This window comes from Cellulomonas sp. S1-8, assembly GCF_026184235.1.
Classification (GTDB): domain Bacteria; phylum Actinomycetota; class Actinomycetes; order Actinomycetales; family Cellulomonadaceae; genus Cellulomonas.
Genome location: NZ_CP110806.1, coordinates 57,665 through 82,959 on the forward strand (window position 1 = coordinate 57,665; position 25,295 = coordinate 82,959).

Here is a 25,295-nt window from a genome sequence, read left to right on the forward strand (position 1 = left end):
ATGTCCGCCCGCCACGCGGGTCCGTGGCCGACGATCATCCAGGGCGGGATGGGGGTCGCCGTCTCCTCCTGGACGATGGCGCGCGCCGTGTCGCTCGCCGGCCAGCTCGGCGTGGTGTCCGGGACGGCGCTCGACGTCGTCCTCGCCCGCAGGCTGCAGGACGGCGACGTGGGGGGGCACCTGCGGCGCGCGCTCGCGCACTTCCCCGTGCCGGCGATCGCGCAGCGGATCCTCGACCGGTACCTGCGTCCCGGCGGACGTCCGCCCGGCCAGCCGTACCTGCCCGTGCCGAAGCTCAACGCCCGCCCGTCCGCCCGTGGCAGCGAGCTGGGCACGGTGGGGGCGTTCGCCGAGGTGTGGCTGGCCAAGGAGGGTCACGACGCGCCGGTGGGGATCAACCTCCTGGAGAAGGTCCAGCTGGCGACGCCGAGCGTGCTCTACGGCGCGATGCTCGCGGGCGTGGACGTCGTCCTCATGGGTGCGGGCATCCCCACCCAGATCCCGCGCCTGCTCGACCGCCTGGCCGGGCACGAGGAGAGCTCCCTGGACCTGCACGTCGACGGTGCCACCACGCGGCACGGCGTCGGCTTCGACCCCCGCGCCCTCACCGGGGTCGTGCTGGCCAGGCTCCGCCGGCCGCGGTTCCTGGCCATCGTCTCGGCGCACGTGCTGGCCGCCCACCTGGTCCGGGAGGAGGTGACCCGGCCGGACGGGTTCGTGATCGAGGGCTGGCGGGCCGGCGGGCACAACGCGCCCCCGCGTGGCCGCATGGTCCTCGACGACCAGGGGCAGCCGGTGTTCGGGCCTCGCGACGACGCCGACCTGGCCAAGGTGGCCGACATCGGCCTGCCGTTCTGGCTCGCCGGCGGCACGGGGAGCCCCGAAGGTCTGCGCGACGCGCTCCGCGCCGGCGCGACCGGCGTCCAGTGCGGCTCGCTGTTCGCCCTGGCCGAGGAGTCCGGCCTCGACGACACCCTGCGTGCGCAGATGCTCGCCGCGTTGCGCGCCGGGACGCTCGAGGTCCGCACCGACCCGCGGGCGTCGCCGACGCGCTTCCCGTTCAAGGTCGTCTCCCTGCCCGGGACGCAGTCCGACGACGCGGTGTACGCGGCCCGGCCGCGGCTGTGCGACATCGGCCACCTACGGACGCCCTACGAGCGGACGGACGGGTCGCTGGGCTACCGGTGCCCGGGTGAGCCGGTCGCGACGTACGTCGAGAAGGGCGGGCCGGAGGCGGAGACCGCCGGACGCAAGTGCGTGTGCAACGCGCTGCTGGCCGGTGCCGGGCTCGGTCAGGTCCGACGCGACGGGTACCGCGAGACGGCCCTCGTCACGCTGGGCTCGGACGTCGAAGGGCCGACCCGGATGCTCGCGGAGCACCCGGAGGGCTGGACCGCCGCCGACGTGGTCGCCTTCCTCCTGGACGGCTCCGGCGGCGTTCCGTCGAGCACGACGCCCGGCGGGCCCGACAGCGCCGTGTGACGGGCCGGCGGCCCTCCCCTGCCCCCTGCCGGGCGCGTCACGTCCGGCCCGGCCGCCGTGGTGATGGGCGTGTGGGGGCGGCCGCTGCGAGGCCGGGTGCCAGCCTCAGCCCACCTCGAGCGTCGACCCGGGGACCAGCTCGCGGATCGTCACGACGAGGGCCCGGGCGGCGTCCTCGTCCTCGTCGTACGTCTCGTGGTGGCAGACGGTCAGCTGCGGTGCGAGCGAGTCGTCGGTGAAGGAGACCTCGACCGCGTGGTCGGGCGGCACGGGCAGGCCGACCAGAGCCTCGAGCGCGGGCAGGTTGTCGTCCCACGCGGCGGACACGCGCTGCGCCCACTGCGCGTCGGAGACGTGCCGCGAGCCGTTGTCGGTGCTGCGGGAGCCCAGCGCGTCGGGGTCGCGCTCGATCGTGGTCCCGTAGACGACCTCCGCGTGCGCGCCGTCGACGCCGATGGCGATGCCGACCTCGACCGCGAGGGACGACGCGCTCCACCTGCTGCCCGCCGCCTGCAGCACGCCCTCCCACCAGCGGACGGCCACCTGGGCCGTCGCGACGGCGGCGTCACGCGGGACGTCGCTGATCGTGAAGGCGCCGTCCTCCGCGTCGAGGCTGATCGTCGTGGTGGGGATCGCCGCGTACAGGTCGTCGTGCGCCTGGGCCAGCACGTCGAGCGCGGGCACCGCGTGGTCGGGCAGCGCGAAGGCCGAGTACGGCGCGTGCTCGTCGTCGGAGTCGTGGACGGAGAGGTGGACCGACCAGCGCTCGTCGCCGGCGCGGACGACCTCGACGACGGAGGCCAGCAGCGCGGAGCTCTGCGACCGGTCGGCGACCGCCTGGACGAGGTACGTCAGCTCGATGCCCTTCTCGGGCTCGGTCAGCTGGATCTGCGCCCCGGCCGGCAGGGTCGACTCCAGCGTCCGGACCCGCGCGTGGGCCGCCTCGCGGTCGTAGGGCGTGTCGTTGCCGGTGAGGAAGTCGAGGAGTCCCATGGGGCGACGGTACGGGGCTGCGCGCCCGCCACCCGACCGGGACGCCACCCGCACACCGCCAGCGGGCTGGATCGCCCTCTGGCGGTGAGGGGTCGTTCCGGCCCCGCGCCGACCAGTCCGGCGAGCGTGATCGGTCGACCCGGCGACCTCCCGTTCCTAGACTCCCGCCATGGCCTGCCGCATCAGTGAGCTCGTCCTCGACGCCGCCGACCCCGAGGGTCTGGCCGTCTTCTGGTGCGGCGTCCTGGGGTACGTCGAGGTGGGGCGCGAGAGCGACGGCAGCATCGAGATCGGGCCGCCCGACGTGGGTTTCGGGGGCCCGCAGCCGACGATCGTCCTCAGCCCCAGCAGCGAGCCGCGCCGCGGCAAGCTCCCGCTGCACCTCGACGTCAGCCCCACGGACCGGGACCAGGACGCGGAGCTCGTCCGGCTGCTCGCACTGGGCGCGCGACCCGTCGACGTCGGTCAGCCCGCCGATGCGACCTGGCACGTCCTGGCCGACCCGGAGGGCAACGAGTTCTGCCTGCTGCGCACCCGGCTCCCCCCGGTCTGAGCCCTGGCGGACCTCAGGACGCGTCGTCCCACGACGCGATCCGCGCCCGGGACGTCTGGATCCACTCCAGCGTCGCGCGGCCGCGCAGCTCGCCCGCGTCGAGGGTGAGCAGCGCCCAGCGCTCGTCCGGGTCGTCGGTGTCGAGGGCGGCGCGGATCGCCGCGAGCCCGGCGAGGCGCTCGCGGACGTCCCGCTCGGTCGACGCGAGCAGGTCCAGGGCCCCCTGCCGGCCGAGCTGCCGTCCGAGGAACACGCGCAGCAGCACCCCGTCGCGCGGTGGCGCGGTCTCGGGCGGGGTGCGCAGCTCCTCCCGCAGGCGGGTGAGCCCGTCGGGGGTGATCGCGAACCGTCCCTCGTCGTCGCGGCGGACCAGGCCGCCGGCCTCGAGGCGCGCGAGCGTGGGGTAGATCTGCCCGTAGCTCTCGGTCCAGAAGTGGCCGAGCGTCTCGAGGATCTCCTGGCGCAGGCGGTAGCCGGACATGGGGGCCAGCGCGAGGGCGCCGAGGACGGCGAGCTCGGTCTGGGCGCGGGGACGCGGCATGGCTTGACTCTATCTGACAGATATACGACGCTCATCGCATGACCCAGCTCGCCGTCGTCGTCGCCCTGGTGCTCCTGGGCGCGCTCGCGGTGCTGCAGGTGCTGCTCGCCGCCGGCGCGCCCCTCGGGCGGTACGTCTGGGGCGGCGGGCACGACGTCCTGCCGCGCGGGCTGCGCATCGCCAGCGCGGCCTCGGTCCTGCTCTACGCCGGCTTCGCGCTGCTCCTGCTCGACCGCGCGGGCCTCACGGACGTCCTGCCGGACACCGTCGCGCGCGTCGGGACGTGGGTCCTGCTCGGCTACCTGGTGCTGGGGGCGCCGACGAACGCCCTGTCCCGCAGCCGCCGCGAGGCCCTCGTCATGACGCCGACGTGCCTCGTCCTGGCGGCCTGCGCGCTGGTCGTCGCGACGTCCGCCTGAGGCGCGTCCCCGCAGCTGGTCACCTGTCCGGGTGGACGGTGCGGCCCGTGTCACCCGTCTGCCCGCGGCCCGGGACGACGTCACCCGTCGTTCACCACCCCGACGTCCCGCGCTCGTCGTCCCGTCGCGGCACCCGCCTAGCGTCCCCTCCGACTTGCCGGCCCGCCGGCGCCCGTGAGGAAGGACCCCCGTGAGCGAGCACCGCCCGCAAGCCCCCCGTGCCCGGTACCGACGTGGGGCCGCGACCGTCGCCCTGACGACGCTGCTGGGCGCGGGCCTCGTCCCCGCGCTGCTGGCACCCGCGTCGGCGAACCTCGTCGCAGAACCGGTGCGCTACGACGCCACGGACGCGGCGCTCACGCTCGCACCGCTCGGCACCTACGAGACGGGCGTGTTCGACGCGTCGGCCGCGGAGATCGTGGTCTTCCACGCGGGCACGCAGCGGCTGTTCGTCGTCAACGCGGAGTCGGGCGAGGTCGACGTCCTCGACGCCTCGGACCCGTCCGCGCCCACGAAGGTCGGGACGATCGGCGTCGCCGGCATCGTGGACGCGCTGGGCGACACGGTGCCCGAGGGGGCCTCGGTGAACTCCGTCGACGTGCGCGCGGACGGGCTCGTGGTCGTCGCGGTCGAGCACGCGACGAAGACCGAGCGCGGCTGGGTCGCGTTCCTCGACGCCGTGTCGCTCGACGTGCTCGGTGCGGTGCGCGTCGGCGCGCAGCCCGACCGCGTGGTCGTCGCGCCCGACGGTGCGTGGGCCGTGACGGCCGACGAGGCCGAGCCCGCCGACGACTACAGCAGCGACCCGGCCGGGTCGGTGAGCGTCGTGGCCCTGCCGTCCGGCGTGGCCGCACCCAGCCAGGAGGCCGTCAGCACGGCGGGCTTCGACGCGTACGACGCACCCGGTGCGCTGCCCGACGGCGTCCGCGTCTTCGGACCCACCGGCCCCGGGACGCCCGCGCTGCTCCCGTCGCTCAACCTCGAGCCGGAGTACGTGACGGTCGTGGGCGGCACCGCCTACGTGACCCTGCAGGAGGCGAGCGCGCTCGCGACCGTCGACCTCGCCACCGCCACGGTCACGGGCATCCGCGCGCTCGGCACGCAGGACCACTCCGTCGTCCCGCTCGACCCGTCGGACCGTGACGGCGGCTTCTCCCCGCGCACGTACGACGGCCTGCGCGGCCTGTACCAGCCGGACTCGATCACGTCCTACGAGGCCGACGGCGTCACCTACCTCGTCACCGCGAACGAGGGCGACGCCCGCGAGTGGGGCGACTACGCCGAGCCCGCGCGCGTGAAGGACCTCGGCGACGACGGCCTCGCGCCGGTCTGCGAGCCGCTCGCCGGCCTCACGGGCGACGCGGACCTCGGGCGTCTCAACGTCTCGACCGCGTCCGGCCTGGCCGCCGACGGCTCCTGCTACGAGGAGCTGTACGCCTTCGGCTCGCGGTCCTTCTCGATCTGGACGACCGACGGCACGCAGGTCTGGGACTCGGGGTCCTCGTTCGAGGACGTCACCGAGGCCGCGGCGCCGGACTTCGTGAACTCGAACCACAGCGAGTCGAACCTCGAGGGCCGCAGCGACGACAAGGGCCCCGAGCCGGAGGCCGTCACGATCGGTGAGGTCGACGGGCGCACGTACGCGTTCGTCGGGTTCGAGCGCGTCGGCGGCGTGGCCGTCTACGACGTCACCGACCCGCGCGACGCGACCTTCGTCAGCTACGTCAACAACCGCGACTTCTCGGTGTCCGTCGAGGACGGCGGCGACCTGGCCGCGGCCGGCGACCTCGGGCCCGAGTCCATCACGTTCGTCCCGGCGGCGGACTCCCCGACGGGTGAGCCGATGCTCGCCGTCGGCAACGAGGTCTCGGGGACGACGACCCTGTTCGCCGTCGAGACCGACGCCCCCGCGGACGACGAGCTCGTCGAGCTGCAGCTGCTCGGCATCAACGACTTCCACGGGCGCCTCGAGCCGGACCTGCGCGGCGGTGTCGCCGGTGCGGCGGTCCTGTCCGGGGCGGTGCAGCAGCTGCGCGGCGAGAACCCCGACACGGTGTTCGTGTCCGCGGGCGACAACATCGGCGGGACGACCTTCCCGTCGGCCGTCGCGCAGGACGTCCCGACGATCGACGTGCTCAACGCCGCGGGCCTGGACGTCTCGGCCGTCGGCAACCACGAGTTCGACCAGGGCGTCGACGACCTCACCGACCGGGTGCAGCCGCTCGCCGACTTCCCCTTCCTGGGGGCGAACGTCTACGCGCGGGGCACGACGGAGCCGGTGCTGCCGGAGTACGAGGTCGTGGAGCGCTCCGGCGTCCGCGTCGCGTTCGTCGGCGTCGTCACCGCGCAGACGCCCACGCTGGTCTCCCCGGACGGCGTCGCGGATGTCGAGTTCGGCGACCCCGTCGCCGCGCTCGACCGCGTCGCGGCGCAGGTCGAGGCGCAGGACCTGGCCGACGTCACCGTCGCCCTCGTGCACGACGGCTCCGCCGTGAGCGACTGCACGACGGTCGGCACGGAGGCGAGCGACTTCGGGCGCGTCGTGCGCGACACGTCCGCCGACGTCGACGCGATCTTCTCGGCCCACACGCACCGCACCTACGCGTGCGCGTTCCCGGTCGAGGGCAGCGACGTGCCGCGGCCCGTCGTGCAGGGCGGCCAGTACGGCTCGCACCTGGCGCGCGTCGAGCTCACGTACGACCCGGCGGCGGACCAGGTCGTCGCCGCCACGCAGGACCTGCTGCCGATGGTCGTCGCCGGTGCCCCCGCCTACCCGGCGGACCCCGCGGTCCAGGAGATCGTCGACCGGGCCGTCGCGGACTCCGAGGAGCTGGGCTCCGAGGTCGTCGGGAAGCTGACGGCCGACGTCCTGCGGGCGCGGAACGCCGCCGGTGAGGTCGACCGCGGGCTGGAGTCGCCGCTCGGCAACCTCGTCGCCGACATGCACCTGTGGGCGACGAGCACCGCCAACCCCGCCTACAGCGGCCCGCCGGCCGACCTTGCCGTCATGAACCCGGGCGGCCTGCGCGCGGACCTGATCGCGGAGGAGGACGGCAACGTCACGTACCGCGCCGTCGCCGACGTCCAGCCGTTCGCCAACACGCTGGTCGTCGTCGACCTCACCGGCGCGCAGGTCGCCGCGCTCCTCGAGCAGCAGTGGGGCACGGCCGCCGCGCCGCGCGCCCGCCTGCACCTCGGGCTCTCCGCGAACGTCACCTACGTGTACGACGAGTCCGCGCCGGTCGGGCAGCGGGTCGTCTCGGTGCGGATCGACGACCGGCTCGTCGACCCGGCGGCCACCTACCGCGTCGCGGCGAACTCGTTCCTCGCGGCGGGGGGCGACGGCTTCACGGCGCTCGCGGACGGCGCCGCGCGCGTCGACTCCGGGCAGGTCGACCTCGCGGCGTCCGTCGCGTACGTCCGCGCCAACAGCCCGGTGTCGCCCGCCGCGCTCGGTCGGGCCGTGCCGCTGGCGGCTGTGCCGGGTGTCGTCCCGGGGCCGGGCGTCCAGCCCGCGCAGCCGGGTGCCCGTCCGGTCCCCGGGGCGGCCGCCGCGCGGCTCTCCGACACGGGCACCGACGTCGCGCTCGGCCTGCTGGCGGGTCTGGGCCTGCTGGGCGCAGGGGCCGCCCTCCTGGCAACACGATCCCGCCTCCGCCGAACCCGCCCGGCGACGGACTGACCCCGCCGGGCGCGGGTGGCCGGAAGTGGTCACTCGTGCCGGCTCGCCCCGCGGAAGTGGTCACCTACGTGACCACTTCCGCGGGGCTGTGGGGTTGGGCCAGGTGGGTGGTGCGGGGTCGGGGAGCGGTCGGGGCGTGCTGGGTGCCGGAGGATGGGGGGGCGGGTGCTTGCGGCCGGGCCCTCGGGCCCCCGACGATCGTGCCCGCGGCTGGCACGGTGCCGGCAGCCCGACCTCCGGAGCGCCCCATGTCGCAGCACCCCGTCCCCGCCCGTCCGACCGCCGCGTTCATCGGCGCGTCGTGGGTGGCCCTGCTCATCGCCATCAGCTCGTTCGCCATCGGGCTGTGGAACGCGGACATGCTCCTGTCGGAGAAGGGGTTCTACGGCACCCTGCTGCTGCTGGGCCTGTTCTCCGCGATCTCCCTGCAGAAGTCGGTCCGTGACCGCGCCGAGGGCGTGCCCGTGACCAGCATCTTCCTCGGCCTGTCGTGGAGCATGGTCATCGTCTCCCTCGTCCTGGTGGCGGTCGGCCTGGTCAACGCGACGCTGACCCTGTCGGAGAAGGGGTTCTACGCGCTGGGCTACACGATGGCGCTGTTCGCCGTCGTCGCCGTGCAGAAGAACATCCGTGACGTCGCCGCCGCCGGACCCGCGGCCCCGCAGCCGCCCGCCGAGCCGGACGTCCACGCGACCGTCTGGAAGTGAGGGCGGGGCCGGGCGGGCCCGCTCACGGCGAGTCACGGGGCAGCCACGCTGCGGCGTGCTGATCGGCCGGCTTGGGGACGGTCAACGTCGCCAACGCGGGCCCGGAGCCCCGGCGGCACTACTTCGCGATCTTCGAGCGAGTTGTAGCGCGCCGGGCGCGGCATGGTCGACCGGGTCGACGCCCTGACCCGCCTGACCCGCCAGCGCGGGGTGGGTATGGCGATGATCTCCCACACGATGATTGCCTGATCGGTGGCCGTTCGGCCGAGACGCTGAGCGACCTATTCACCCCGACGATGAAGAACCCGTGGAAGTAGGTTGACGGTGATCCCAGAGGAGACCCTGAGATGGCTCCAGCAACTCTCGGAACGCTGCGATCCACCACCGTGGAGGGCGAGCGCCGAAGGTCGTGATCACGAATCGGGCGAGGACATGATCATGACTGGCCCCGACGGTGATCGAGGGGAGGATATCTACGTCACGCGCGACAGTGGTCCCGCCTCGGCGGCGTACCTTGATCTTATCGCCGCAGCCCGGACCTACCTCCCTGTTCTCATTGACGAGTTGCGCGCCGCTCGGCAGCAGTAGGGCAACTGGTGGCCCGAAGGATCCTTGCGGTCATTCGTGCCTCATCGGCACTCTTGCATATCAATTGCCCCAGGGCCGAGATCCAGCCGGTGCGTCAGGCAAGCAAATCTCGAAGCCTGAAAGGTCCCCGACTCCCACGACCCAGGCTTGGGCGCTGTGCCTGCGCGCCACGGCCGCGCGACTTGCGGGCGTTCGGGCTTTTCGAGGCCGCATCGGCCTCGATTGCCGCAAGGCACGCGAGCACTCGGCGGAATTTGACAAACCGCTCCCGCGGAGGGGTGGCCGGTCAGAGTAGGACGCTCGGAGCGGTCCATCTGCGCTGCATCTCGACACCTAGCTGTGAGCCCCGGCCGTGAGCGCACGGGAACCCGACCCCTGCCGGCGGACCTGTAGACGTAGTTGTAGTAACTACGTCTACAGAACGAGCCCCCGCCCATCGACCGGCATCATGTCCCCATGAGCGCGACCCTCCAGACCCGTGGCGTGGCCGCCGCGTTCGGCGACCGCGAGCTGTTCGCCGGCCTCGACCTCGTCGTGGCGCCCGGGGACGTCGTCGGCCTCGTCGGCCCCAACGGCGCCGGCAAGACCACGCTGCTGCGCATCCTCGCAGGTCAGCGCCCTCCCGAGGCCGGGACTGTGCAGCTGTCGCCGCCGTCTGCGCAGGTCGGGTACCTCGTGCAGGAGGTCGAGCGGCGCGCGGACGAGAGCGTGCGGACGTTCCTCGAGCGGCGCACCGGGGTGGACGACGCGCAGCGCGCGATGGACGCCGCGTCGGACGCGCTCGCCGCCGACGAGCCCGACGCCGGGGACGTGTTCACCCAGGCGCTGGAGCGCTGGATGGCGCTCGGCGGCGCGGACCTCGACACCCGGCTCGCCGTCGTCGCCGACGACCTCGGGCTCGCCGTCGACCTCGACCTGCCGATGACGGCGCTGTCCGGCGGGCAGGCCGCGCGCGTCGGCCTCGCGGCGCTGCTGCTCTCGCGCTTCGACCTGTACCTGCTGGACGAGCCGACCAACGACCTCGACGCCGACGGCCTGGACCGGCTCGAGGAGTTCGTCGAGCGCGCGCAGGCACCGATCGTCGTCGTCAGCCACGACCGCGAGTTCCTCGCACGGACCGTCACGTCCGTCGTCGAGATCGACCGCAGCCTGCAGCGCGTCGCGACGTACGGCGGCTCGTACGACGCGTACCTCGACGAGCGCTCGACGGCCCGTCGGCAGGCGCGCGAGGCGTTCGAGGACTACGCGGGGCGCCGCGACGCGCTCGCCGGCCGCGCGCGCATGCAGCGCGCGTGGATGGAGAAGGGCGTCCGCAACGCCCGCCGCAAGGCGACCGACAACGACAAGCACGTCAAGCACCACCGCGGTGAGACGTCCGAGAAGCAGGCCGCGAAGGCCCGGCAGACCGACAAGATGATCGAGCGGCTCGAGACCGTGGAGGAGCCGCGCAAGGAGTGGCGCCTGCAGATGAGCATCGCGACGGCGCCGCGGTCGGGTGCCGTCGTCGCGACCGCGCGGGCCGCCGTCGTGCGGCGCGGGGACTTCGTCCTCGGGCCCGTGGACCTGCAGCTCGACTGGCAGGACCGCGTCGCGGTCACCGGCCCCAACGGCTCGGGCAAGTCGACGCTGCTCGCGCTGCTGCTGGGTCGCGCCATCCCCGACGCGGGCAGTGCCGCGCTCGGCCCGGGCGTGCTGGTCGGGGAGGTCGACCAGGCGCGCGCCGCGTTCGAGGGCGACGTGCCCGTCGGCGACGCGTTCGCGCGCGAGGTGCCCGACTGGACGACCGCGGACGTGCGCACGCTGCTCGCCAAGTTCGGCCTCGCGGGCCACCAGGTCGGACGGCCCGCCTCGTCGTTGTCCCCCGGGGAGCGCACGCGCGCCGCGCTCGCGCTGCTGCAGGCCCGCGGCGTCAACCTGCTCGTCCTCGACGAGCCGACCAACCACCTGGACCTGCCCGCGATCGAGCAGCTCGAGCAGGCGATGGAGTCGTTCGACGGCACGATCCTGCTGGTCACGCACGACCGGCGGATGCTCGACACCGTGCGGCTCACGCGCCGCTGGCACGTGGAGGACGGGCAGGTCGGCGAGGTGCAGCCGGACTGACCGGACCACGTCAGGGGCGGTCGACCCAGCGCTCCCCGACGCGGGTCGGCACGACGCGGCCCGACGTGAGCGCCGCGACGCTCGCCACGAGCGCCTGCGGGTCCGTGACGCCCAGCAGCAGGCGGACGTCCTGCGCGTACTCGGCCTCCAGCACCTCGACGCCCCGGAGGCGCAGCTCGCCCTCGACCCGCCCGGCGTCCGCGTGGTCGAGACGCAGGCTCCACTCCTGCAGCAGGCGCCGCTCCAGCGTGCCGACCTCCGCCAGCCCCGCGGCGACCGCGTCGCCGTACGCCCGGACCAGGCCGCCCGCCCCCAGCAGGGTGCCGCCGAACCAGCGGGTGACCACGGCCGCGACGTCGGTGACGCCGCGGCCCCGGAGCACCTCGAGCATCGGGGCGCCGGCCGTGCCGGACGGCTCACCGTCGTCGGACGAGCGTTGGAGCATCCCGTCCGGTCCGATGACGAAGGCCGAGCAGTGGTGGCGCGCGTCCCAGTGGGCCCTGCGCAGCTCCTCGACCATCGCCCGCGCCTCGGTCTCCTGCTCGACCCGGCGCAGCGAGCAGAGGAAGCGGGAGCGCTTGACCTCGATGGTCGTCTCTCCGCCACGGGCGATGGTCAGGTACGAGGTCATGGCGAAGCACAGGCTCCCACGGACGAAGCGCTCGGAGCGCAGCGCGCGGGGAAACGCCTCGGGGATCACCCCGAGGTCGAAGGGCCCAAACGGTTCTCCGTGGGGTTGACCGGGGGTCGTCGACCAAGAAACGCTGAGTTTCGGAAATGCCGCACCACCACCTCCGAAAGGACAGCGAGACATGCGTCAAGCTCTGCGTGCCACCGTGGCCACGATCGGCACCGTGGCGACCGTCGCCGCCACCCTCGTCCTCACCGCCGGACCGGCGAGCGCCGCGTCGTGCTGGGAGAACAGAACGCACACCAGCACCATCCTGCACAACATGTACCTCTACGACACCGGGGCCTACACCCGCCCGGTGGCCGACGGCCTGATCGACCGGGAGGACCTGCACCGGGTCCAGAACAGCAACGCGCCGAACGAGGTCCGCGACGCCGCCACCTACTTCATCAACAACCCCGGCGAGTTCGCCCGGCTGGAGAGCATCAACAACGGCGGCCGACAGGACGGCCTGCTCAACCAGTCCGACCTGGAGGCATTCCGGAACCAGCACGGCTGCGGCGAGAACTGCACGGCGAACCGCACGTACACCGAGCGCATCTTGCACAACGAGTACCTCTTCGACACCGGCTCGTTCACCCGTCCCTCCGCCGACGGCCTGATCGACCTCGAGGATCTGCGCCGGGTACGGGACGGTAGTTCGCCGATCGAGCTCCGCGACGCGGCGCGCTACTTCCTGAACAACACGGGCGCCTGGTTCACGATGGACGGCGTCAACAACGGCGGCCGCACCGACGGCCTGGTCAACCACGCCGACCTGGTCGCCTTCGGGGACCGGTACGGCTGCGGCTGAGCACACCCGCCCTGCGACCGACCCGCGTCGTCCCCGCGACCGATGCCCGGTCGCGATCCCGCTGGCTAGCGTGGCAGTCCGACCACAGGAGGCCCGACATGGCGACCGTCCCGAGCTCGCGTGCACTCACCGCCCTGGTGACCGGCGTGGCCACGACCGCGTACTACGCCGTCCCCGACGTCGCGTCGTCCCGCGCCGCCCGCGGCTGGCTCAAGGCGGCCTGCGCCGGCGTCATCGTCGCGGCGTCCGCGCCCGGCGGCCGCGAGGCCTGGCAGGAGATGCGGTCGTCGTGGCGCGACGCCTCCGACGCCCCGGACACCTCGGTCCTCGACGACGCGGAGCCCGACGCCGACGCGACCGGCTCCCCGGCCCGGGCAGCAGCGCTGGCCGTGGCCGGCGTGGCCGTGATCGTGGGCTCCGTCGTCCTGACCGTCGCCGGTGAGCGGTGGGTGTTCCGCCGTGGCGAGGCGCGCGCAGCAGCCGGCGTGCGGTTCGCGCACACCCGGGCGGCGCTGGTCTTCGGGGCGCTCAACGCAGCCGCGACCTACTTCCCCGACGCGCCCGGGCGTCGCTGAGGTCACGCCCCCCGGGGGCATGCGGCTTCCCTCCGGAGCGCGTCGTCCCTAACCTGGAGGTGAGTCCGCCGCGTCGTGGCGACCATCCCAGCCCCCGGGAGCGTGCGATGCCGGACGACCCGCAGATCCACGCCACCACCCGGCACGCCCTGGGACGGCGCACGTTCCTCGCGCTGACCGGGGCGACCGCGGCCGTCGTCGCCGGGGCGGGGGCCGCCGCCGCCCACGACGGACGCTCGTGGGGACCGCGGCCCGTCGTGCGGCCGGGACCCGGGCACCACCACGGCGGGCGGGCGGGTGCCGAGCGCGCCGCCGTCGCGTTCGTCCGCGCCGCCGCCGACGCCTACCCGACGATCAACACCGGTCCGCGCCTCGCGCAGAGCTACACCGACGAGCTGGGCCTGTTCTCCACCGCGTTCGTCTACGACAACGCGCTCGCGATCTGCGCGCTGCTGGGCGACGGGCGGCGCAGCAGCGTCGACTCGGCCCGCATCATCGGCGACGGGCTGGTGTTCGCGCAGGACCACGACCCCGACCACGCCGACGGCCGCCTGCGCCAGGGGTACAACGTCGGCCCGTACGTCTTCTACGACGGCAACCCGCAGCCCGACGGGTTCGTCCGCGCCGACGGCTACGCGAACATCGGCTGGCAGTTCGGGTTCCTCGGCACCGCGGTCGGCGACATGGCGTGGCCCGGCATCGCCCTGCTGCAGCTGTTCCGCGCGACGCGCGACCCCCGGTACCTGGACGCGGCGCGGCGCATCGGGGAGTGGATCACGACGAACACGTGGTCGACGGCCCCGCTCGGCGGCTTCTCGTTCGGCGTCGACGGCGGCAACGTGCCCGTGCCGAACGGCTCGACCGAGCACAACGTCGACTGCGTCGCGTTCTTCACGATGCTGCGCAAGGCGACCGGCGACCGGCGCTGGACCGACGCCGCGGAGCACGCGCTCGCGTTCGTCGACCTGATGTGGGAGCCGCGCTCCAGCTGGTTCTGGACGGGGACGAACGACGGCGTCGAGATCAACCGCGACCCCGTCCCGCTGGACCCCGCGACGTGGAGCCGGCTCGCGATCCGCGAGCGACGCTACGACGGCGCGCTCGACTGGGCCGCGACGGCGCTCGCGGTCACGGACGACGCGGCGGACGCGACGTCGCAGCTGCCCGACGACGCGCGACTCTCGGGTGTCACGTTCAGCAGCGCGTCGCTCACGTCCACCGCCCAGTACAACGGGGTGACCGTGCACCCGCAGGGCGTCTGGCTCGAGGGCACCGCGCAGCTCGCGACGTCGCTGCTCGACCGTGACCGCCGCGGGGACCGGCAGCAGGCCGAGAGCCTGCTGCAGCAGGTGCGGCGTGCGCAGGACATGCTCGGTGGCGGCCAGAACCTCGGCGGCAACCCGGTCAGCGGGGGCGTCGTCGCGGCGTCGAGCCTGCTGGACTCCGGCTTCGGGTTCGGCTACTTCCAGGTGCAGCACGTCGGCGCGACGTCGTGGTTCCTGCTCGCCTCGACGCACTCGAACCCGATGCGCTGGGGCGGGCTGCGCTGAGGGGCGGCCCGGCGAGCCGGCGCTCAGCCGGGCGGCGCGAGGCGCCCGTCGACGTACTGCCACCCGTCGGCACCACGGGTGAAGCTGCTGACCTCGCGCATCGACCCCCGGCCGTCCGGGCTGCGCCAGTGCGCCGCGAACTCCACGGTGCCGGTGGTGTCGAACGCACCGCCGCCGGACGTCGCGAGCACGTCGAGGCGGAGCCAGCGCACGTCGTCGTCGATCGTGAGGTCCGCGGGGCGCGTCGACGGGTGCCAGGAGCGCAGCAGGTACGCCGCGTCGCCGACGGCGTACGCGCTGAAGCGTGACCGCATGAGCTGCTCGGCGGTCCCGGCGGTGCGCTCACCCCGGTGCAGGGGCGCGCAGCACTCGTCGAGGGGCAGGCCGCTGGAGCAGGGGCACCGGGTCACGCACCCATCCTCGCGCAGCGCCGACGTCCCGTCGTCGGCGCGTCCCGTGGGTAGCGTGGCCGGGTGACGACGACGACGCCCCCGCGTGCCCTGGTCCTGACCGGTCGCGACCGCTACGGCGACCCGTGGCACGACCACGCGGCGACGTCGCACCGCATCGCCGGGGAGCTGACCGCCGCCGGGTTCGACGCCGACGTGCGCAGCACCTTCCCCGAGGCGCTCGACGGCCTCGCCGTCGCCGACCTGCTCGTCGTCAACGCAGGTCAGGGCCCTGCGGACGAGGACGACGCCGCGTGGCGCCCGTTCCACGAGCGCGTCCGGGACCATGCCGCGGCGGGCGGGCCCGTGCTGGCGCTGCACCAGGCGACCATGGCGTTCGCGGACAGCCCGTGGTGGGTCGACGTCGTCGGTGGGCGGTGGGTGCACGGCACGTCGTGGCACCCGCCCCTGGCGCTCGCGACGTTCGATGTGCAGCCCGGGCACCCCGTGACCGACGGCCTGGGCGCGCTCGTGGCCGACGACGAGCGGTACACCGACCTCGTCGTCGACGCGGGTGTGCGGGTGCTCGTCTCGCACGACGAGGCCGCGACGACGCACCCGGTCGTGTGGGTCACCGCCGCCGGGAACGTCGTCTACGACGGGCTGGGTCACGGCGTGGCGTCGTACGGGTCGGCGTCGAGGAGCGCGCTGCTGCGCCGCGAGGCGCGTTGGCTCGTCGGCCTGCCGATGACCTGAGCGGGCCTGACGGCCCGACCCGTCAGACCGTCTCGGGCCGTTTCTGCCGCGCGAACCGCGCGGGTGTGCTCGGGCCGTCCCACACCTGCACCGCACCCCAGATGGACGCGGCGATCGGCACCGCGAGCACGGCGCCGGTGATGCCCGCCAGGACGGTGCCGATGGTCAGGGCGACCAGGATGACCAGCGGGTGCAGGCTCAGGGAGCGCCCCATCACGACGGGCTGCAGGAAGTCGCCCTCGATCTGGTTCACGGCGACGACGATGGCGAGGACGACGAGCGCCTCGACCGGCCCGAGCGACACGAGCGCGACCAGCGCGGCGAGGGTCCCTGCGAGGGTCGCCCCGACGAGGGGGATGAACGCGAGCAGGAACACCAGGACCGACAGCGGGATCACGAGGGGCACGCCCACGATCGCCAGGCCGATGCCGATGCCGATCGCGTCGACGGCGGCGATGATCGCGGTGCCGCGGATGTACCCGCCGAGGGTCTGCACGGTCCTGCCGCCCACGCGCAGCCCGCGCTCGTAGCGCTCGCCCTCGAACGGCCGGAGCAGGAACTCCCAGATCTTGGGGCCGTCCTTGAGGAAGAAGAACAGCACGACGACCATGATGAAGAAGCCGGTGACGAAGTTCGCCGTCGCGGACAGGCCGGCCAGCGCACCGGCGCCGACGGTGTCGGACGCGAGCAGCCCCTGCAGGGCCTCCTGGGCCTCGGTGATCTGCTCGTCGGTGATCTCGAACGGCAGGCCCACGATGAGGGACTGGAGCTCGGTCAGGCCGTCGGACGCGGATGCCGCGAGCTCGTCCCACTGGTTGATGACGGCGAGGACGACGCCCCACACGATGAGGGCGAGCACGCCGACCAGCGCCAGCAGCGCGATCCAGGTGGCCAGCAGCGAGGGCACGCCCCGGCGGCGCAGCCACGACACCAGCGGGCTGATCGCTGCGGCGAGCACGAGCGCGATGAGCACGGGGATGACGACGAGGGTCAGCTGCATGACGGCCAGCACCCCGACGGCGACGACGGCCAGGACCGCGAGCGTCTGGAGCGACCGGGTGCCGGCGCGGCCGAACCCGTCGGCCCACAGGGCGCGGGTGGCGCTGCGAGGGGGCTCGGGCGGGGCGGGCGGGGGCACGGGCGCCACGTCGGGTCGCTTGCCGAACCAGCCCATGGGTGTCCTCCGTCGTCCCGGGTGCCCGGCGCGCCCGTGGTGTCCGACGCTACGGGCAGAGCCGTCGCGTGGCGCGGTGAGCGTGGGCGTGACCGTGGCGTGGGCGGTATGACCGGTTCATCCGATCGGGCGACGCGCCTCATCGTTCTCTCATGCCAGGGTTGGTGACCGATAAGTAAGTAATCCGTACGTATCCCGCCGGGGGGCGAGAGGAGCGCACGTGCGCCACATCAGAAGCAGACGTCTCACCGCCGTGACGGCCGCCCTGGCCCTGGCGACCAGCGCCGTCGTGGGAGCCGTCGCCGCCGCGCCGGCCGTCGCGGTCGGCCCCGACCGGTTGCCGATCGTCGTCGGCAACCAGTCCGGCCGCGCCGAGCAGGTGTACCTGTACGTCCTGGGCACGAACCTCGCGACGGGCCGCCTGGGCTGGGTCGACGGCAGCGGCGCGTTCCACGCCTGGCCCGCCGGCGCCAACCCGCCGTCGCCCGCACCCGACGCGTCGATCGCCGGACCCTCGAACGGGGGGACGGCCACGGTCCGCGTGCCGCGCGGGTTCTCCGGGCGCATGTACTTCTCGTTCGGGCAGAAGCTGCCGTTCTCGCTCACCCCCGACGGGCTCGTGCAGCCCGCGCCGTGGGCGGGCGGCGACCCGACGCGCGACATCCTGTTCGACTGGAGCGAGTTCACCTACAACGACTCCGGGCTGTGGCTCAACAGCTCGCAGGTCGACATGTTCGCCGTGCCGCACTCCGTGAGCGTCACCGGCGCGTCGGGCAGGACGAGCACCACCGGGCAGCTCGTCGCGAACGGCCGCACCGCCGTCGTCGACGCCCTGCGCGCCCGCCCCGAGTGGGCCGGCAGCGTCGTCACGCGCGCCGACGGGACCGTGCTGCGCGTGCTCGCCCCGGGCAAGGCCGCCGCCGCGGGGCTCATGAGCAAGACGTTCCTCGACGGGTACATCGCGTCGGCCTGGGGCGCGTACACGTCGCGGACCCTCACGGTCACGCCCTTCGGCGACCGCCCCGACGTGCGCTACACCGGCCGCAGCGTCGGCACGTCGCTCGTCTTCACCGACACGGGAGGGCGGCAGGTCGCGTCGTTCGCGCGCCCGTCGTCCGCCGACGTCTGGGGCTGCGACGGCGCGCTGCACGCGCCCAACGACCAGGTCGTCGGGCCCATCGCCCGCACGCTGTGCGCCGCGCTGTTCCGCGGCACGCTCGGCACGTCGACGCTCGAGCCCGTCACCGACGCGTCGCAGTTCTACCGTGCGAACCCCGTCAACGAGTACGGCAAGGCCGTCCACGCCGCCATGGTCGACGGGCGTGCGTACGCCTTCGCGTTCGACGACGTGGGCGCGTTCGAGTCCCTCGTGCACGACGGCGACCCGCGCTCGGCGCGCGTCGACCTCACGCCGTTCGTCGGCGGGAGCGGCACGGGCGGCGGGGGCACCGGCGGCGGCGAGACGGGTGGCGGGGACACCGGCGGCACCCCCGTCACCGGCCGGACCCTCGTGTCCAGCCTCAACGGCAAGTGCCTCGACGTCCCCAACTGGCGGTTCGAGCCGGGCACGCGGGTCGTCATGTGGGGCTGCCACGGCGGCACCAACCAGCGGTGGGAGCTGACCGGCGGCACCGTCCGCACGCAGGGCAACCAGTGCCTCGACGTCGCGTGGGGGGCGACCGGCAACGGCGCGCCCGTGCAGATCGCGACGTGCAGCGGCAACGCCGCGCAACGCTGGGTGCTCACGGGCGCCGGCGACCTGGTGAACCCGCAGTCCGACAAGTGCCTCGACATCGTCGACCTCAACCGCGCCGACGACGCGCTGCTGCAGATCTGGCAGTGCGGCGGCACGCCCAACCAGAAGTGGTCGCTGCGCTGACGGGCAGCAGCTGACGTTCCGACGGTGTCCTGCGGCGATACCGCAGGGCACCGTCGACGTCATCCCAGGACCGTGTACCGCAGCCCACCCGCCCCGCCGTCGACGAGGTCGACCGCGACCAGCAGCCGCTGGTACGCGGACACCTGGTCGGTGCCGTCCGGCAGCGGGCCGCGCCACATCTCCGAACCGTCGGCGGGGTCCAGGGCGACGATCTCGCTCTGCTCACCCCGGCTCGCGACCGCGGCGAGGGCCAGCAGGTGCCGCCCGTCCGTCACGGGATGCTGGTTCGTCGCGTCCGAGCGCCACAGCTCGGCACCCGTGCGCGCGTCGAGCGTCAGCACCTCCGTGCCGGTGTCGACGTGCACGCGCCCGTCGAGGACCAGCACGCCTTCCTCGGGCACGGCGTCGGCAGACCAGAGCCGGCCGCCGTCGACACCCCAGCCGGTGAGCCGGCCACCGACCGTCGTGAGGACGAGGCCGGGCACGCTGCCGTCGTCGACCGTGGAGAACAGGACGTCTCCCTCCACGTCGACGTCGCCCTCGGGGCGCACGACGGTGGTCGTGGTGGACCGCTCGACGGCCGACCCGCCGGCGCCCCGCTCGTACCCGTCCGGGTACGGCAGGAGATAGACCTCCTCGCCGGACCCGCCCGACGCCCGGCGGCCGTGGAGCGGCACGGTGCGCACGGTGCGTCCCGCGGCGTCGAACAGCCGGAGCTCGGTCTCCGTGGCGAGAGCGACGAGGTCCCCGACCGTCGAGACGTACGCACCCTGCGAGTCCACCGCGGGGACGTCCCGCTGCCAGGCGAGCGTCCCCTCCGACGTCACCGCGCGGACCTCGGTCACCCCGTCGTCACCGTGGGTGCCGACGACCACCAGGTCGCCCGCCACCGTGAAGCTCGTGCCGGAGGCCGGGTCGCCCAGCGCGTCGGCGAGATCGGCGACGACCGACCCGTCGGCGGTGTCGAGCAGGACCAGGCGGGCGGCCGACGCGGGGAGGTCGACGAACAGGTCGTCGACGGTCGCCGACATGCCGTCGTGCACCCAGCAGAGGGCGAGGTGCTCCTGCCCGGGGTACGCCGTGCACCGACCGGACCACGCGCTCACCTCCGCCGCGGGATCCGGTTCCGGCCGCGTCGTGCCGTCGAGAAGCTCGACCTCCCACAGCGTGTCGCCCGTGGCGGCGTCGAGCGCGACCACCCGCACCGGCCCGTCGGACGCGTGCTCCACCCCGACCAGCGACCCGTCCGCCGCGCGCAGCCCGGAGCCGTAGAACAGGTCCTCGTCCGTCGCCTCCCACCGGGCCGTCGGGGCACCCGACAGCAGGTCGACGGTGCCGGGCAGCGCGGCGACGGCGGCGAGCCGCGCGCGCTCACGGCCGTCGACGACGGACTGCCCGACGACCGCACCCACGACGACGAGCGTCAGCACCACGGCGCCGACGACCAGCGGGCGGGTGCGGCGGCGCCCGTCGCCCGGGTCGCTGGTCGACGGTGCCGGGTCCGGGCCGGGCGGGAGGTCGTCGTGCTCGTCGTCGTCGACGAGCTCCACGTCGTGCAGAGGTCCGCGGCGCGCCATCGTCGCAGGCTAGCGCCGCACCGCGCGGCTCCGAGGTGGTTCGGCCGCGGCGGTTCGGACGGGGTCAGCGCAGCACGCGGTACGCCCCGCCGCCCTCGCCGTCGGACTCGGCGCCGAGGAGCAGCCCCTCCACCACGGCGAGCGCGGAGTCGACCGGCATCGGCACCCGCCACGCCTCGGTGCCGTCGGCGGGGTGCAGGGCGACCAGGTCGTACGGCGCGCTGTGCCGCCCGCCCTGGGACGCCGTCACGTACAGGTGACGCCCGTCGGTCGCGGGGTTCCCGGTCGCCGTCGGTCGCCGGACCCGCCACAGCTCGGCGCCCGTGGCGCCGTCGAACGTCACGACCGCCGCGGACGTCCCCACGTGGACGCGGCCGTCGAGGATCGTCGCGTCCTGGGCGTCGACGATCGTCGTCGCCCACCGTGCCTCGCCGTCGTCCGCGTCCCACGCCTGCAGCCGCGGCATGCGCGTCAGGACGAGCCCGGGGACGCTGCCGTCGTCCACGGTCACGGGCAGGGGTGAGCCGTCGACCCGGACCTCACGCGCCGCCGACGCGATCGTCGTCCCCGTCTCGTCCCCCACGACGGCCGCCGCCAAGGGCCGCGAGGTGGCCACCCGCGTCGACTGCGTCAGGCCCGCCTCGACCGCGGCCGTCGGCGCACCCACCGTCCGCAGGACGTCGCCGTCCGTCGAGACGAGCGTGACGGCGCTGCCGTGGTCGACGGCCAGGGTCTGCTCGTCGACGAGCGCGCTCACGGCCGTCGCCAGCGAGAACGGCCCGTCGTCCGCCGCGACGTCGGCGGTCACGTGCCACCGTTCCGTGCCGTCCACCAGGTCCTGCGACCGCACGTGCACCACGCCGCCCACGTTGCCGACGAGCAGCACGTCGTCGCCGAGCGGCGTGAGCCACTGCGCCGACACGGGCACCTCGCGGTCGACGACCACCGTGCCGTCCGCGGGGTCGAGCACCAGCAGTCGCGTCGTCGTCGCCGGGTACGGGGTCCACCGGCCGGAGTCCAGGTCGGTCCCGCCGTCGCCCACCAGGCACGTCACCTGCCCGGGGCGGGCGGGCAGCGCCACGCAGGGCGCGGGGTCGGCCTGCGCGTCCGGGCTCCAGGCGGGCCTCGCGTCCACCAGGTCGAGCACCCAGGCCCGCGCACCCGTCGCGACGTCCCGGCCCTCGAGCGTGACCGCGTGGTCGGCCGTGACGTGCGCGGCGACCAGCATCGACCCGACCCGCGCGGCCCCGTCCAGGCGCGTTCCCGGGTCGACGTCCCACGCGACCGCGACCGTGCGGTCCAGCGTCGCGGCGACCCCGGGGACGGCCGCCAGCGCGGCCAGCTCCGCGCTCTCGCGGCGGTCCGTGACGACCTGGCCGACGACGAGCGCGAGGACCACCGTCACCGGGACCGCGGCCCACCACCAGCGGCGTCGGCCCGCCGGCGGGGCGGTCGGCCGGTCGGTCGGTGGCGGGTCGCTCGGCGAGGAGGGCGCGGCCTCGTCGGGGGCGTCGTCGAGGAGCACCTCGACCCTGCGTGCACGCGCCATGCCGCGCACGCTAACCCGCGGGGCGCGCGGAGGCGCGCGGGGGCAGCGGCCCTCACCCGACCGCGCCGCCGAGCTCGCAGCCCGGCGGCTCATCGCGGGCCGGAAGCCGCCGAAGGACGAGATCGGCGCCCGGCGATCGGTCGGTGGCCGGTGAGGGCGGCTCTCAGCCCAGGACCGTCAGGCTCGTCTCGTCGGCGTCCGGGTCGTACCGGTACGCGACCAGCAGGTGGAGCACCGACGTGAGCGCGTCGGTGGGGCCGGGCAGAGGGCTGCGCCACACCTCCGACCCGTCCGACGGGTCCAGCGCGACCAGCTCGCTGCCGGCGTCACCCGCCGGGTCGGATACCAGCGTCAGCAGGTGGCGCCCGTCGGTGACGGGTTGGTGGCTGCTCACCCCCGACCGCCACAGCTCGGCGCCCGTGCGCGCGTCGAGAGCCACCTGGTCCGTGCCGAGCGTCAGGTGCAGCCGCCCGTCGAGCAGGACCGCGCCCCAGGCGGTCACGGTGTCGAGGGACCACAACGCACGCCCCTCGCGGTCCCAGGCCCGCGTCCCGTTGCCGACGGCCGTGAGCACGAGGCCCGGCACGCTGCCGTCGTCGAGGCCCAGGCCGACGGGATCCCCGTCGACCTCGACTTCCCCGTCGGCGCGCACCACCGTCGTCCGCAGCGGCGGACCCAGCTCGTTGCCGTCGCTGTCGAACTCCTGGCGGTTCGTCAGGTAGAACGCGTCGCGCCAGGCGCCCATCACCGTGCGGTCGCCCAACGGGACGGCCCGGACCGTGGTGCCCTCGGCATCGAGCAGCAGCACGTCGGTCGGCGTCGCGACGGCCACGAGGTCGCCGACGGGCACGACGAGGCTGCTCGCCGCGCCGTCGGCGGCCGGCAGGGGCCTCTGCCAGGCCAGGGTCCCGTCGAACCGCACGCCGCGCACCTGCGTGTCGCTCCCCGTCAGACCGTCGTACAGGACGACGACGTCGTCGACGGTCGCGAGCCAGGGTGACGTGCCCGGGGCGAGCGCGTCGCTGAGGTCGGTGACGACCGACCCGTCCCGGGTGTCGAGGACGACGAGGCGCATCGTCGAGGGGGCCGCACCCCCCTCCCAGCTCCCGTCGGCGAAGGACGCCGACCCGTCGTGCGCCAGGCAGACCGCCAGGTGGTCGTCGGGCAGGCCGGCCGCGCAGGAGCCGGAGTCCCGGTAGAGGTCGTCGCGGGAGTCCGTGTCCGGCCGGCCGGACCCGTCGATCAGCTCGACCTGCCACGCCACCTCGCCCGTGCGGGCGTCGAGCGCGCGCACGTGGACGGGCCCCTCCGCGCTGTCCGACACCCCCACGAGCAGCCCGTCCGGCGTGCGCACGTCCAGACCGCTCAGCATCTCGTCCGACGCGGCCCACAGCAGCGACGCGGGTCCCGCGAGCGGCGCCACCGCCCCCGGCAGCTCCGCGACGGTGGCGACGCGGGCGCGCTCGCGGCGGTCGACGACACCCTGCGCCACGACGGCGCCGCCGACCACGACCGCGAGGACGGCGGCGGCCAGGGCGAGCCGACGGCGGGCGCGGGGGTCGGACGGGGCGGCGGCGGGCGGGGCGTCGGTGGGCGGGGCGTCGTCGGCGGGCGGGTCCGGCCGCACGTCGGCGGCCGACATCGGCTCGTCGTCCTCGACCAGCTCGACGTCGTGCATCGGACCACGTCCTGCCACGGTCGCAGGGTAGCGCCGTGCTGCCGTCGGGCGGAGAGCCTCGGGCGGGCTGTCCGCACGGGCTCACGGACCGTCGTCGCGCGGCGCGCCTGTCAGCCCAGGACCGCGAGGTGCAGGGCGTCGGACCCGGCGTCGTACCCGTACGCGATCAGCAGGTGCAGCTGGGACTCGACCTCGTCCGTGCCGTCCGGCAGGGGGCTGCGCCACACCTCCGAGCCGTCGGACGGGTCCAGCGCGACCAGCTGGCTGCGGGCGCCCCGTGCCGGCACCGCCGCCAAAGCCAGCAGGTACCGGCCGTCGGTGACGGGCGATCGGCTCGTCGCGTCCGACCGCCACAGCTCGGCGCCCGTGCGCGCGTCGAGGGCCACCAGCTCCGTCCCGCTGGTCAGGTGGACGCGACCGTCGAGCACGATCGCTCCCCAGGCCGACGTCTCGTCGTACGACCACAGCGCGCGACCGTCGCGGTCCCACGCCTGCATCTGCCCGTCCACGCCGGTCGTGAGCACGAGGCCCGGCACGCTGCCGTCGTCGACACCGACGCCGAAGACGTCCCCGTCGACCTCGACGTCGCCATCGGCCCGCACCACCGTCGTCCGGGGCGGCGGCCCCAGCAGGGTGCCGTCGTCGTCCCTCGCCGGCCTCGCCGACAGGTAGAGCGCACCGTGCCCCACCCCCATCAGCACGTGACCGTCCAACGGCACGCTGCGGACCGTCGCGCCGCGCGCGTCGAGCAGCAGGAGGTCCGTCGGCGTCGTGACGGCCAGGACGTCACCGACGCTCGTGGCGAAGGTCTGGGCGTCGCCGGTGCTCGCCGGCACCGGCACCTCCCAGACTGCCGTCCCGTCGACGCGGATCGCCCGCACGGAGGGCTCCTCGTCCTGAGCGCCGTCCGCGTGCAGGACGACGAGGTCGTCGAAGGTCGTGAGGGTGGGCGTCGAGCCCTCGACGAGCGTGTCACTGAGGTCGGCCACGACCGACCCGTCACGGGAGTCCAGGACGACGAGGCGCGTCGTCGTGGGCGCCACCTCCGCCCAGGTGTCGTTCGCGACGTACGCCGACCCGTCGTGCGCCAGGCACACCACCAGGTGCTCGTCGCTCAGCCCACCGGTGCAGGAGCCCGACTGCGCGTAGACCGAGCCCCGCAGGTCCGGAGCCCGCCGGTCCGCCCCGTCGACCAGCTCGACCTGCCACGCGGTCTCGCCCGTGCGGGCGTCGAGCGCGACCGCCCGGACCGGACCCTCGGCGGTGTGCGCCAGCCCCACGAGCAGCCCGCCCGGCGTCCGCACCTGGACCTGCTCCAGGTGCTCGGCCGGCGCGTCCCACAGGACCGTCGCCGGTCCCGCGAGCGGTTCCACCGCCCCCGGCTGCGCGGCGATGGCGGCCACGCGGGCGCGCTCGCGACGGTCGACGACGCCCTGCGCCACCACGGCACCGGCGACCGCGACCGCGAGGACCGCGGCGCCGAGCGACAGGCGGCGCCGCCGGCGACGGACGCGCGCCGGGTCGTCGGCGGTGGGGCCAGGCGCAGCGGCGTCCGACGTGGGCTCGTCGTCCTCGACGAGCTCGACGTCGTGCCTCGCACCGCGGCCCGCCACCGT

At 74.7% G+C, this 25,295-nt stretch carries 20 protein-coding genes and 1 pseudogene; 12 read left to right on the plus strand and 9 right to left on the minus strand.

Annotation, left to right across the window (positions count from 1 at the left end; translation table 11 throughout):
- On the plus strand, positions 1-1,482 hold the full coding sequence (locus OKX07_RS00265) for a nitronate monooxygenase (protein ID WP_265629864.1): 1,482 nt from the start codon (positions 1-3) through the stop codon (positions 1,480-1,482).
- 105 nt (positions 1,483-1,587) lie between these two features.
- Here the strand turns inward: OKX07_RS00265 and OKX07_RS00270 are convergent, their stop codons facing one another.
- The gene (locus tag OKX07_RS00270) at positions 1,588-2,475 is read right to left on the minus strand and encodes a hypothetical protein (RefSeq protein WP_265629865.1); all 888 of its coding nucleotides are present in this window, start codon (positions 2,473-2,475) and stop codon (positions 1,588-1,590) included.
- Positions 2,476-2,644: 169 nt separating this feature from the next.
- On the opposite strand from OKX07_RS00270, the gene OKX07_RS00275 reads away from it, so the two are divergent.
- Positions 2,645-3,028: a VOC family protein gene (locus tag OKX07_RS00275; protein WP_265629866.1), complete on the plus strand. Its 384-nt coding sequence runs from the start codon at positions 2,645-2,647 to the stop codon at positions 3,026-3,028.
- A 13-nt stretch (positions 3,029-3,041) separates the two neighbouring features.
- Here OKX07_RS00275 and OKX07_RS00280 read toward each other — a convergent pair whose 3' ends face one another.
- Positions 3,042-3,569, minus strand: coding sequence for a PadR family transcriptional regulator (locus OKX07_RS00280; RefSeq protein ID WP_265629867.1), 528 nt, complete (start codon positions 3,567-3,569; stop codon positions 3,042-3,044).
- 38 nt (positions 3,570-3,607) lie between these two features.
- Between OKX07_RS00280 and OKX07_RS00285 the strand changes: the two genes are divergently transcribed.
- The 5 genes and pseudogenes from OKX07_RS00285 to OKX07_RS00305 all read left to right on the plus strand — a co-directional run bounded on the left by OKX07_RS00285 (position 3,608) and on the right by OKX07_RS00305 (position 11,068).
- Positions 3,608-3,988, plus strand: coding sequence for a hypothetical protein (locus tag OKX07_RS00285; protein WP_265629868.1), 381 nt, complete (start codon positions 3,608-3,610; stop codon positions 3,986-3,988).
- A gap of 190 nt (positions 3,989-4,178) precedes the next feature.
- Complete coding sequence (locus OKX07_RS00290; RefSeq protein ID WP_265629869.1) at positions 4,179-7,670, plus strand: choice-of-anchor I family protein; 3,492 nt, start codon at positions 4,179-4,181, stop codon at positions 7,668-7,670.
- Positions 7,671-7,918: 248 nt separating this feature from the next.
- On the plus strand, positions 7,919-8,377 hold the full coding sequence (yiaA, locus tag OKX07_RS00295; RefSeq protein ID WP_265629870.1) for an inner membrane protein YiaA: 459 nt from the start codon (positions 7,919-7,921) through the stop codon (positions 8,375-8,377).
- Between the two features lie 62 nt (positions 8,378-8,439).
- Positions 8,440-8,617 (plus strand): annotated as a pseudogene (locus OKX07_RS00300) (ATP/GTP-binding protein); the annotation flags it as partial.
- Positions 8,618-9,421: 804 nt separating this feature from the next.
- Positions 9,422-11,068 carry an ABC-F family ATP-binding cassette domain-containing protein gene (locus OKX07_RS00305; RefSeq protein WP_265629871.1) on the plus strand — a complete coding sequence of 549 codons (1,647 nt, stop codon included), beginning with the start codon at positions 9,422-9,424 and terminating at the stop codon, positions 11,066-11,068.
- A gap of 10 nt (positions 11,069-11,078) precedes the next feature.
- Here OKX07_RS00305 and OKX07_RS00310 read toward each other — a convergent pair whose 3' ends face one another.
- Positions 11,079-11,699 (minus strand): YigZ family protein, encoded by a 621-nt coding sequence (locus OKX07_RS00310; RefSeq protein ID WP_265629872.1) that lies wholly within the window; start codon positions 11,697-11,699, stop codon positions 11,079-11,081.
- A gap of 181 nt (positions 11,700-11,880) precedes the next feature.
- Here OKX07_RS00310 and OKX07_RS00315 point away from each other — a divergent pair, with 181 nt between their 5' ends.
- The 3 genes from OKX07_RS00315 to OKX07_RS00325 all read left to right on the plus strand — a co-directional run bounded on the left by OKX07_RS00315 (position 11,881) and on the right by OKX07_RS00325 (position 14,677).
- Complete coding sequence (locus OKX07_RS00315) at positions 11,881-12,552, plus strand: hypothetical protein (RefSeq protein ID WP_265629873.1); 672 nt, start codon at positions 11,881-11,883, stop codon at positions 12,550-12,552.
- Positions 12,553-12,650: 98 nt separating this feature from the next.
- The gene (locus tag OKX07_RS00320) at positions 12,651-13,127 is read left to right on the plus strand and encodes a hypothetical protein (protein WP_265629874.1); all 477 of its coding nucleotides are present in this window, start codon (positions 12,651-12,653) and stop codon (positions 13,125-13,127) included.
- 107 nt (positions 13,128-13,234) lie between these two features.
- Positions 13,235-14,677 (plus strand): Tat pathway signal sequence domain protein, encoded by a 1,443-nt coding sequence (locus OKX07_RS00325; protein ID WP_265629875.1) that lies wholly within the window; start codon positions 13,235-13,237, stop codon positions 14,675-14,677.
- A 23-nt stretch (positions 14,678-14,700) separates the two neighbouring features.
- Here OKX07_RS00325 and OKX07_RS00330 read toward each other — a convergent pair whose 3' ends face one another.
- Positions 14,701-15,087 carry a YchJ family protein gene (locus tag OKX07_RS00330; RefSeq protein WP_265629876.1) on the minus strand — a complete coding sequence of 129 codons (387 nt, stop codon included), beginning with the start codon at positions 15,085-15,087 and terminating at the stop codon, positions 14,701-14,703.
- Positions 15,088-15,150: 63 nt separating this feature from the next.
- Here OKX07_RS00330 and OKX07_RS00335 point away from each other — a divergent pair, with 63 nt between their 5' ends.
- Complete coding sequence (locus tag OKX07_RS00335; RefSeq protein ID WP_265629877.1) at positions 15,151-15,822, plus strand: ThuA domain-containing protein; 672 nt, start codon at positions 15,151-15,153, stop codon at positions 15,820-15,822.
- A gap of 22 nt (positions 15,823-15,844) precedes the next feature.
- Here OKX07_RS00335 and OKX07_RS00340 read toward each other — a convergent pair whose 3' ends face one another.
- Positions 15,845-16,996, minus strand: coding sequence for an AI-2E family transporter (locus OKX07_RS00340; RefSeq protein WP_265629878.1), 1,152 nt, complete (start codon positions 16,994-16,996; stop codon positions 15,845-15,847).
- A 220-nt stretch (positions 16,997-17,216) separates the two neighbouring features.
- On the opposite strand from OKX07_RS00340, the gene OKX07_RS00345 reads away from it, so the two are divergent.
- A complete protein-coding gene (locus OKX07_RS00345; protein WP_265629879.1) occupies positions 17,217-18,875 on the plus strand; it encodes a beta-1,3-glucanase family protein in 1,659 nt (552 codons plus the stop codon).
- Positions 18,876-18,934: 59 nt separating this feature from the next.
- Here the strand turns inward: OKX07_RS00345 and OKX07_RS00350 are convergent, their stop codons facing one another.
- From OKX07_RS00350 to OKX07_RS00365, 4 genes are all read right to left on the minus strand, one after another.
- Positions 18,935-20,452 (minus strand): PQQ-binding-like beta-propeller repeat protein, encoded by a 1,518-nt coding sequence (locus OKX07_RS00350; RefSeq protein WP_265629880.1) that lies wholly within the window; start codon positions 20,450-20,452, stop codon positions 18,935-18,937.
- 64 nt (positions 20,453-20,516) lie between these two features.
- The gene (locus tag OKX07_RS00355) at positions 20,517-22,001 is read right to left on the minus strand and encodes a hypothetical protein (RefSeq protein ID WP_265629881.1); all 1,485 of its coding nucleotides are present in this window, start codon (positions 21,999-22,001) and stop codon (positions 20,517-20,519) included.
- A gap of 163 nt (positions 22,002-22,164) precedes the next feature.
- Positions 22,165-23,697 carry a PQQ-binding-like beta-propeller repeat protein gene (locus tag OKX07_RS00360; RefSeq protein ID WP_265629882.1) on the minus strand — a complete coding sequence of 511 codons (1,533 nt, stop codon included), beginning with the start codon at positions 23,695-23,697 and terminating at the stop codon, positions 22,165-22,167.
- Between the two features lie 92 nt (positions 23,698-23,789).
- On the minus strand, positions 23,790-25,292 hold the full coding sequence (locus tag OKX07_RS00365; protein ID WP_265629883.1) for a PQQ-binding-like beta-propeller repeat protein: 1,503 nt from the start codon (positions 25,290-25,292) through the stop codon (positions 23,790-23,792).
- Positions 25,293-25,295: the final 3 nt, after the last annotated feature.

Bases quoted from the DNA above. Each gene is read 5' to 3' on its own strand.
- OKX07_RS00265 (WP_265629864.1), top strand. From the start codon at position 1: ATGTCCGCCCGCCACGCGGGTCCGTGGCCGACGATCATCCAGGGCGGG.
- OKX07_RS00315 (WP_265629873.1), top strand. From the start codon at position 11,881: ATGCGTCAAGCTCTGCGTGCCACCGTGGCCACGATCGGCACCGTGGCG.
- OKX07_RS00305 (WP_265629871.1), top strand. From the start codon at position 9,422: ATGAGCGCGACCCTCCAGACCCGTGGCGTGGCCGCCGCGTTCGGCGAC.
- OKX07_RS00275 (WP_265629866.1), top strand. From the start codon at position 2,645: ATGGCCTGCCGCATCAGTGAGCTCGTCCTCGACGCCGCCGACCCCGAG.
- OKX07_RS00270 (WP_265629865.1), bottom strand. From the start codon at position 2,475: ATGGGACTCCTCGACTTCCTCACCGGCAACGACACGCCCTACGACCGC.
- OKX07_RS00320 (WP_265629874.1), top strand. From the start codon at position 12,651: ATGGCGACCGTCCCGAGCTCGCGTGCACTCACCGCCCTGGTGACCGGC.
- yiaA (WP_265629870.1), top strand. From the start codon at position 7,919: ATGTCGCAGCACCCCGTCCCCGCCCGTCCGACCGCCGCGTTCATCGGC.
- OKX07_RS00310 (WP_265629872.1), bottom strand. From the start codon at position 11,699: ATGACCTCGTACCTGACCATCGCCCGTGGCGGAGAGACGACCATCGAG.
- OKX07_RS00340 (WP_265629878.1), bottom strand. From the start codon at position 16,996: ATGGGCTGGTTCGGCAAGCGACCCGACGTGGCGCCCGTGCCCCCGCCC.
- OKX07_RS00280 (WP_265629867.1), bottom strand. From the start codon at position 3,569: ATGCCGCGTCCCCGCGCCCAGACCGAGCTCGCCGTCCTCGGCGCCCTC.
- OKX07_RS00350 (WP_265629880.1), bottom strand. From the start codon at position 20,452: ATGGCGCGCCGCGGACCTCTGCACGACGTGGAGCTCGTCGACGACGAC.
- OKX07_RS00355 (WP_265629881.1), bottom strand. From the start codon at position 22,001: ATGGCGCGTGCACGCAGGGTCGAGGTGCTCCTCGACGACGCCCCCGAC.
- OKX07_RS00325 (WP_265629875.1), top strand. From the start codon at position 13,235: ATGCCGGACGACCCGCAGATCCACGCCACCACCCGGCACGCCCTGGGA.
- OKX07_RS00285 (WP_265629868.1), top strand. From the start codon at position 3,608: ATGACCCAGCTCGCCGTCGTCGTCGCCCTGGTGCTCCTGGGCGCGCTC.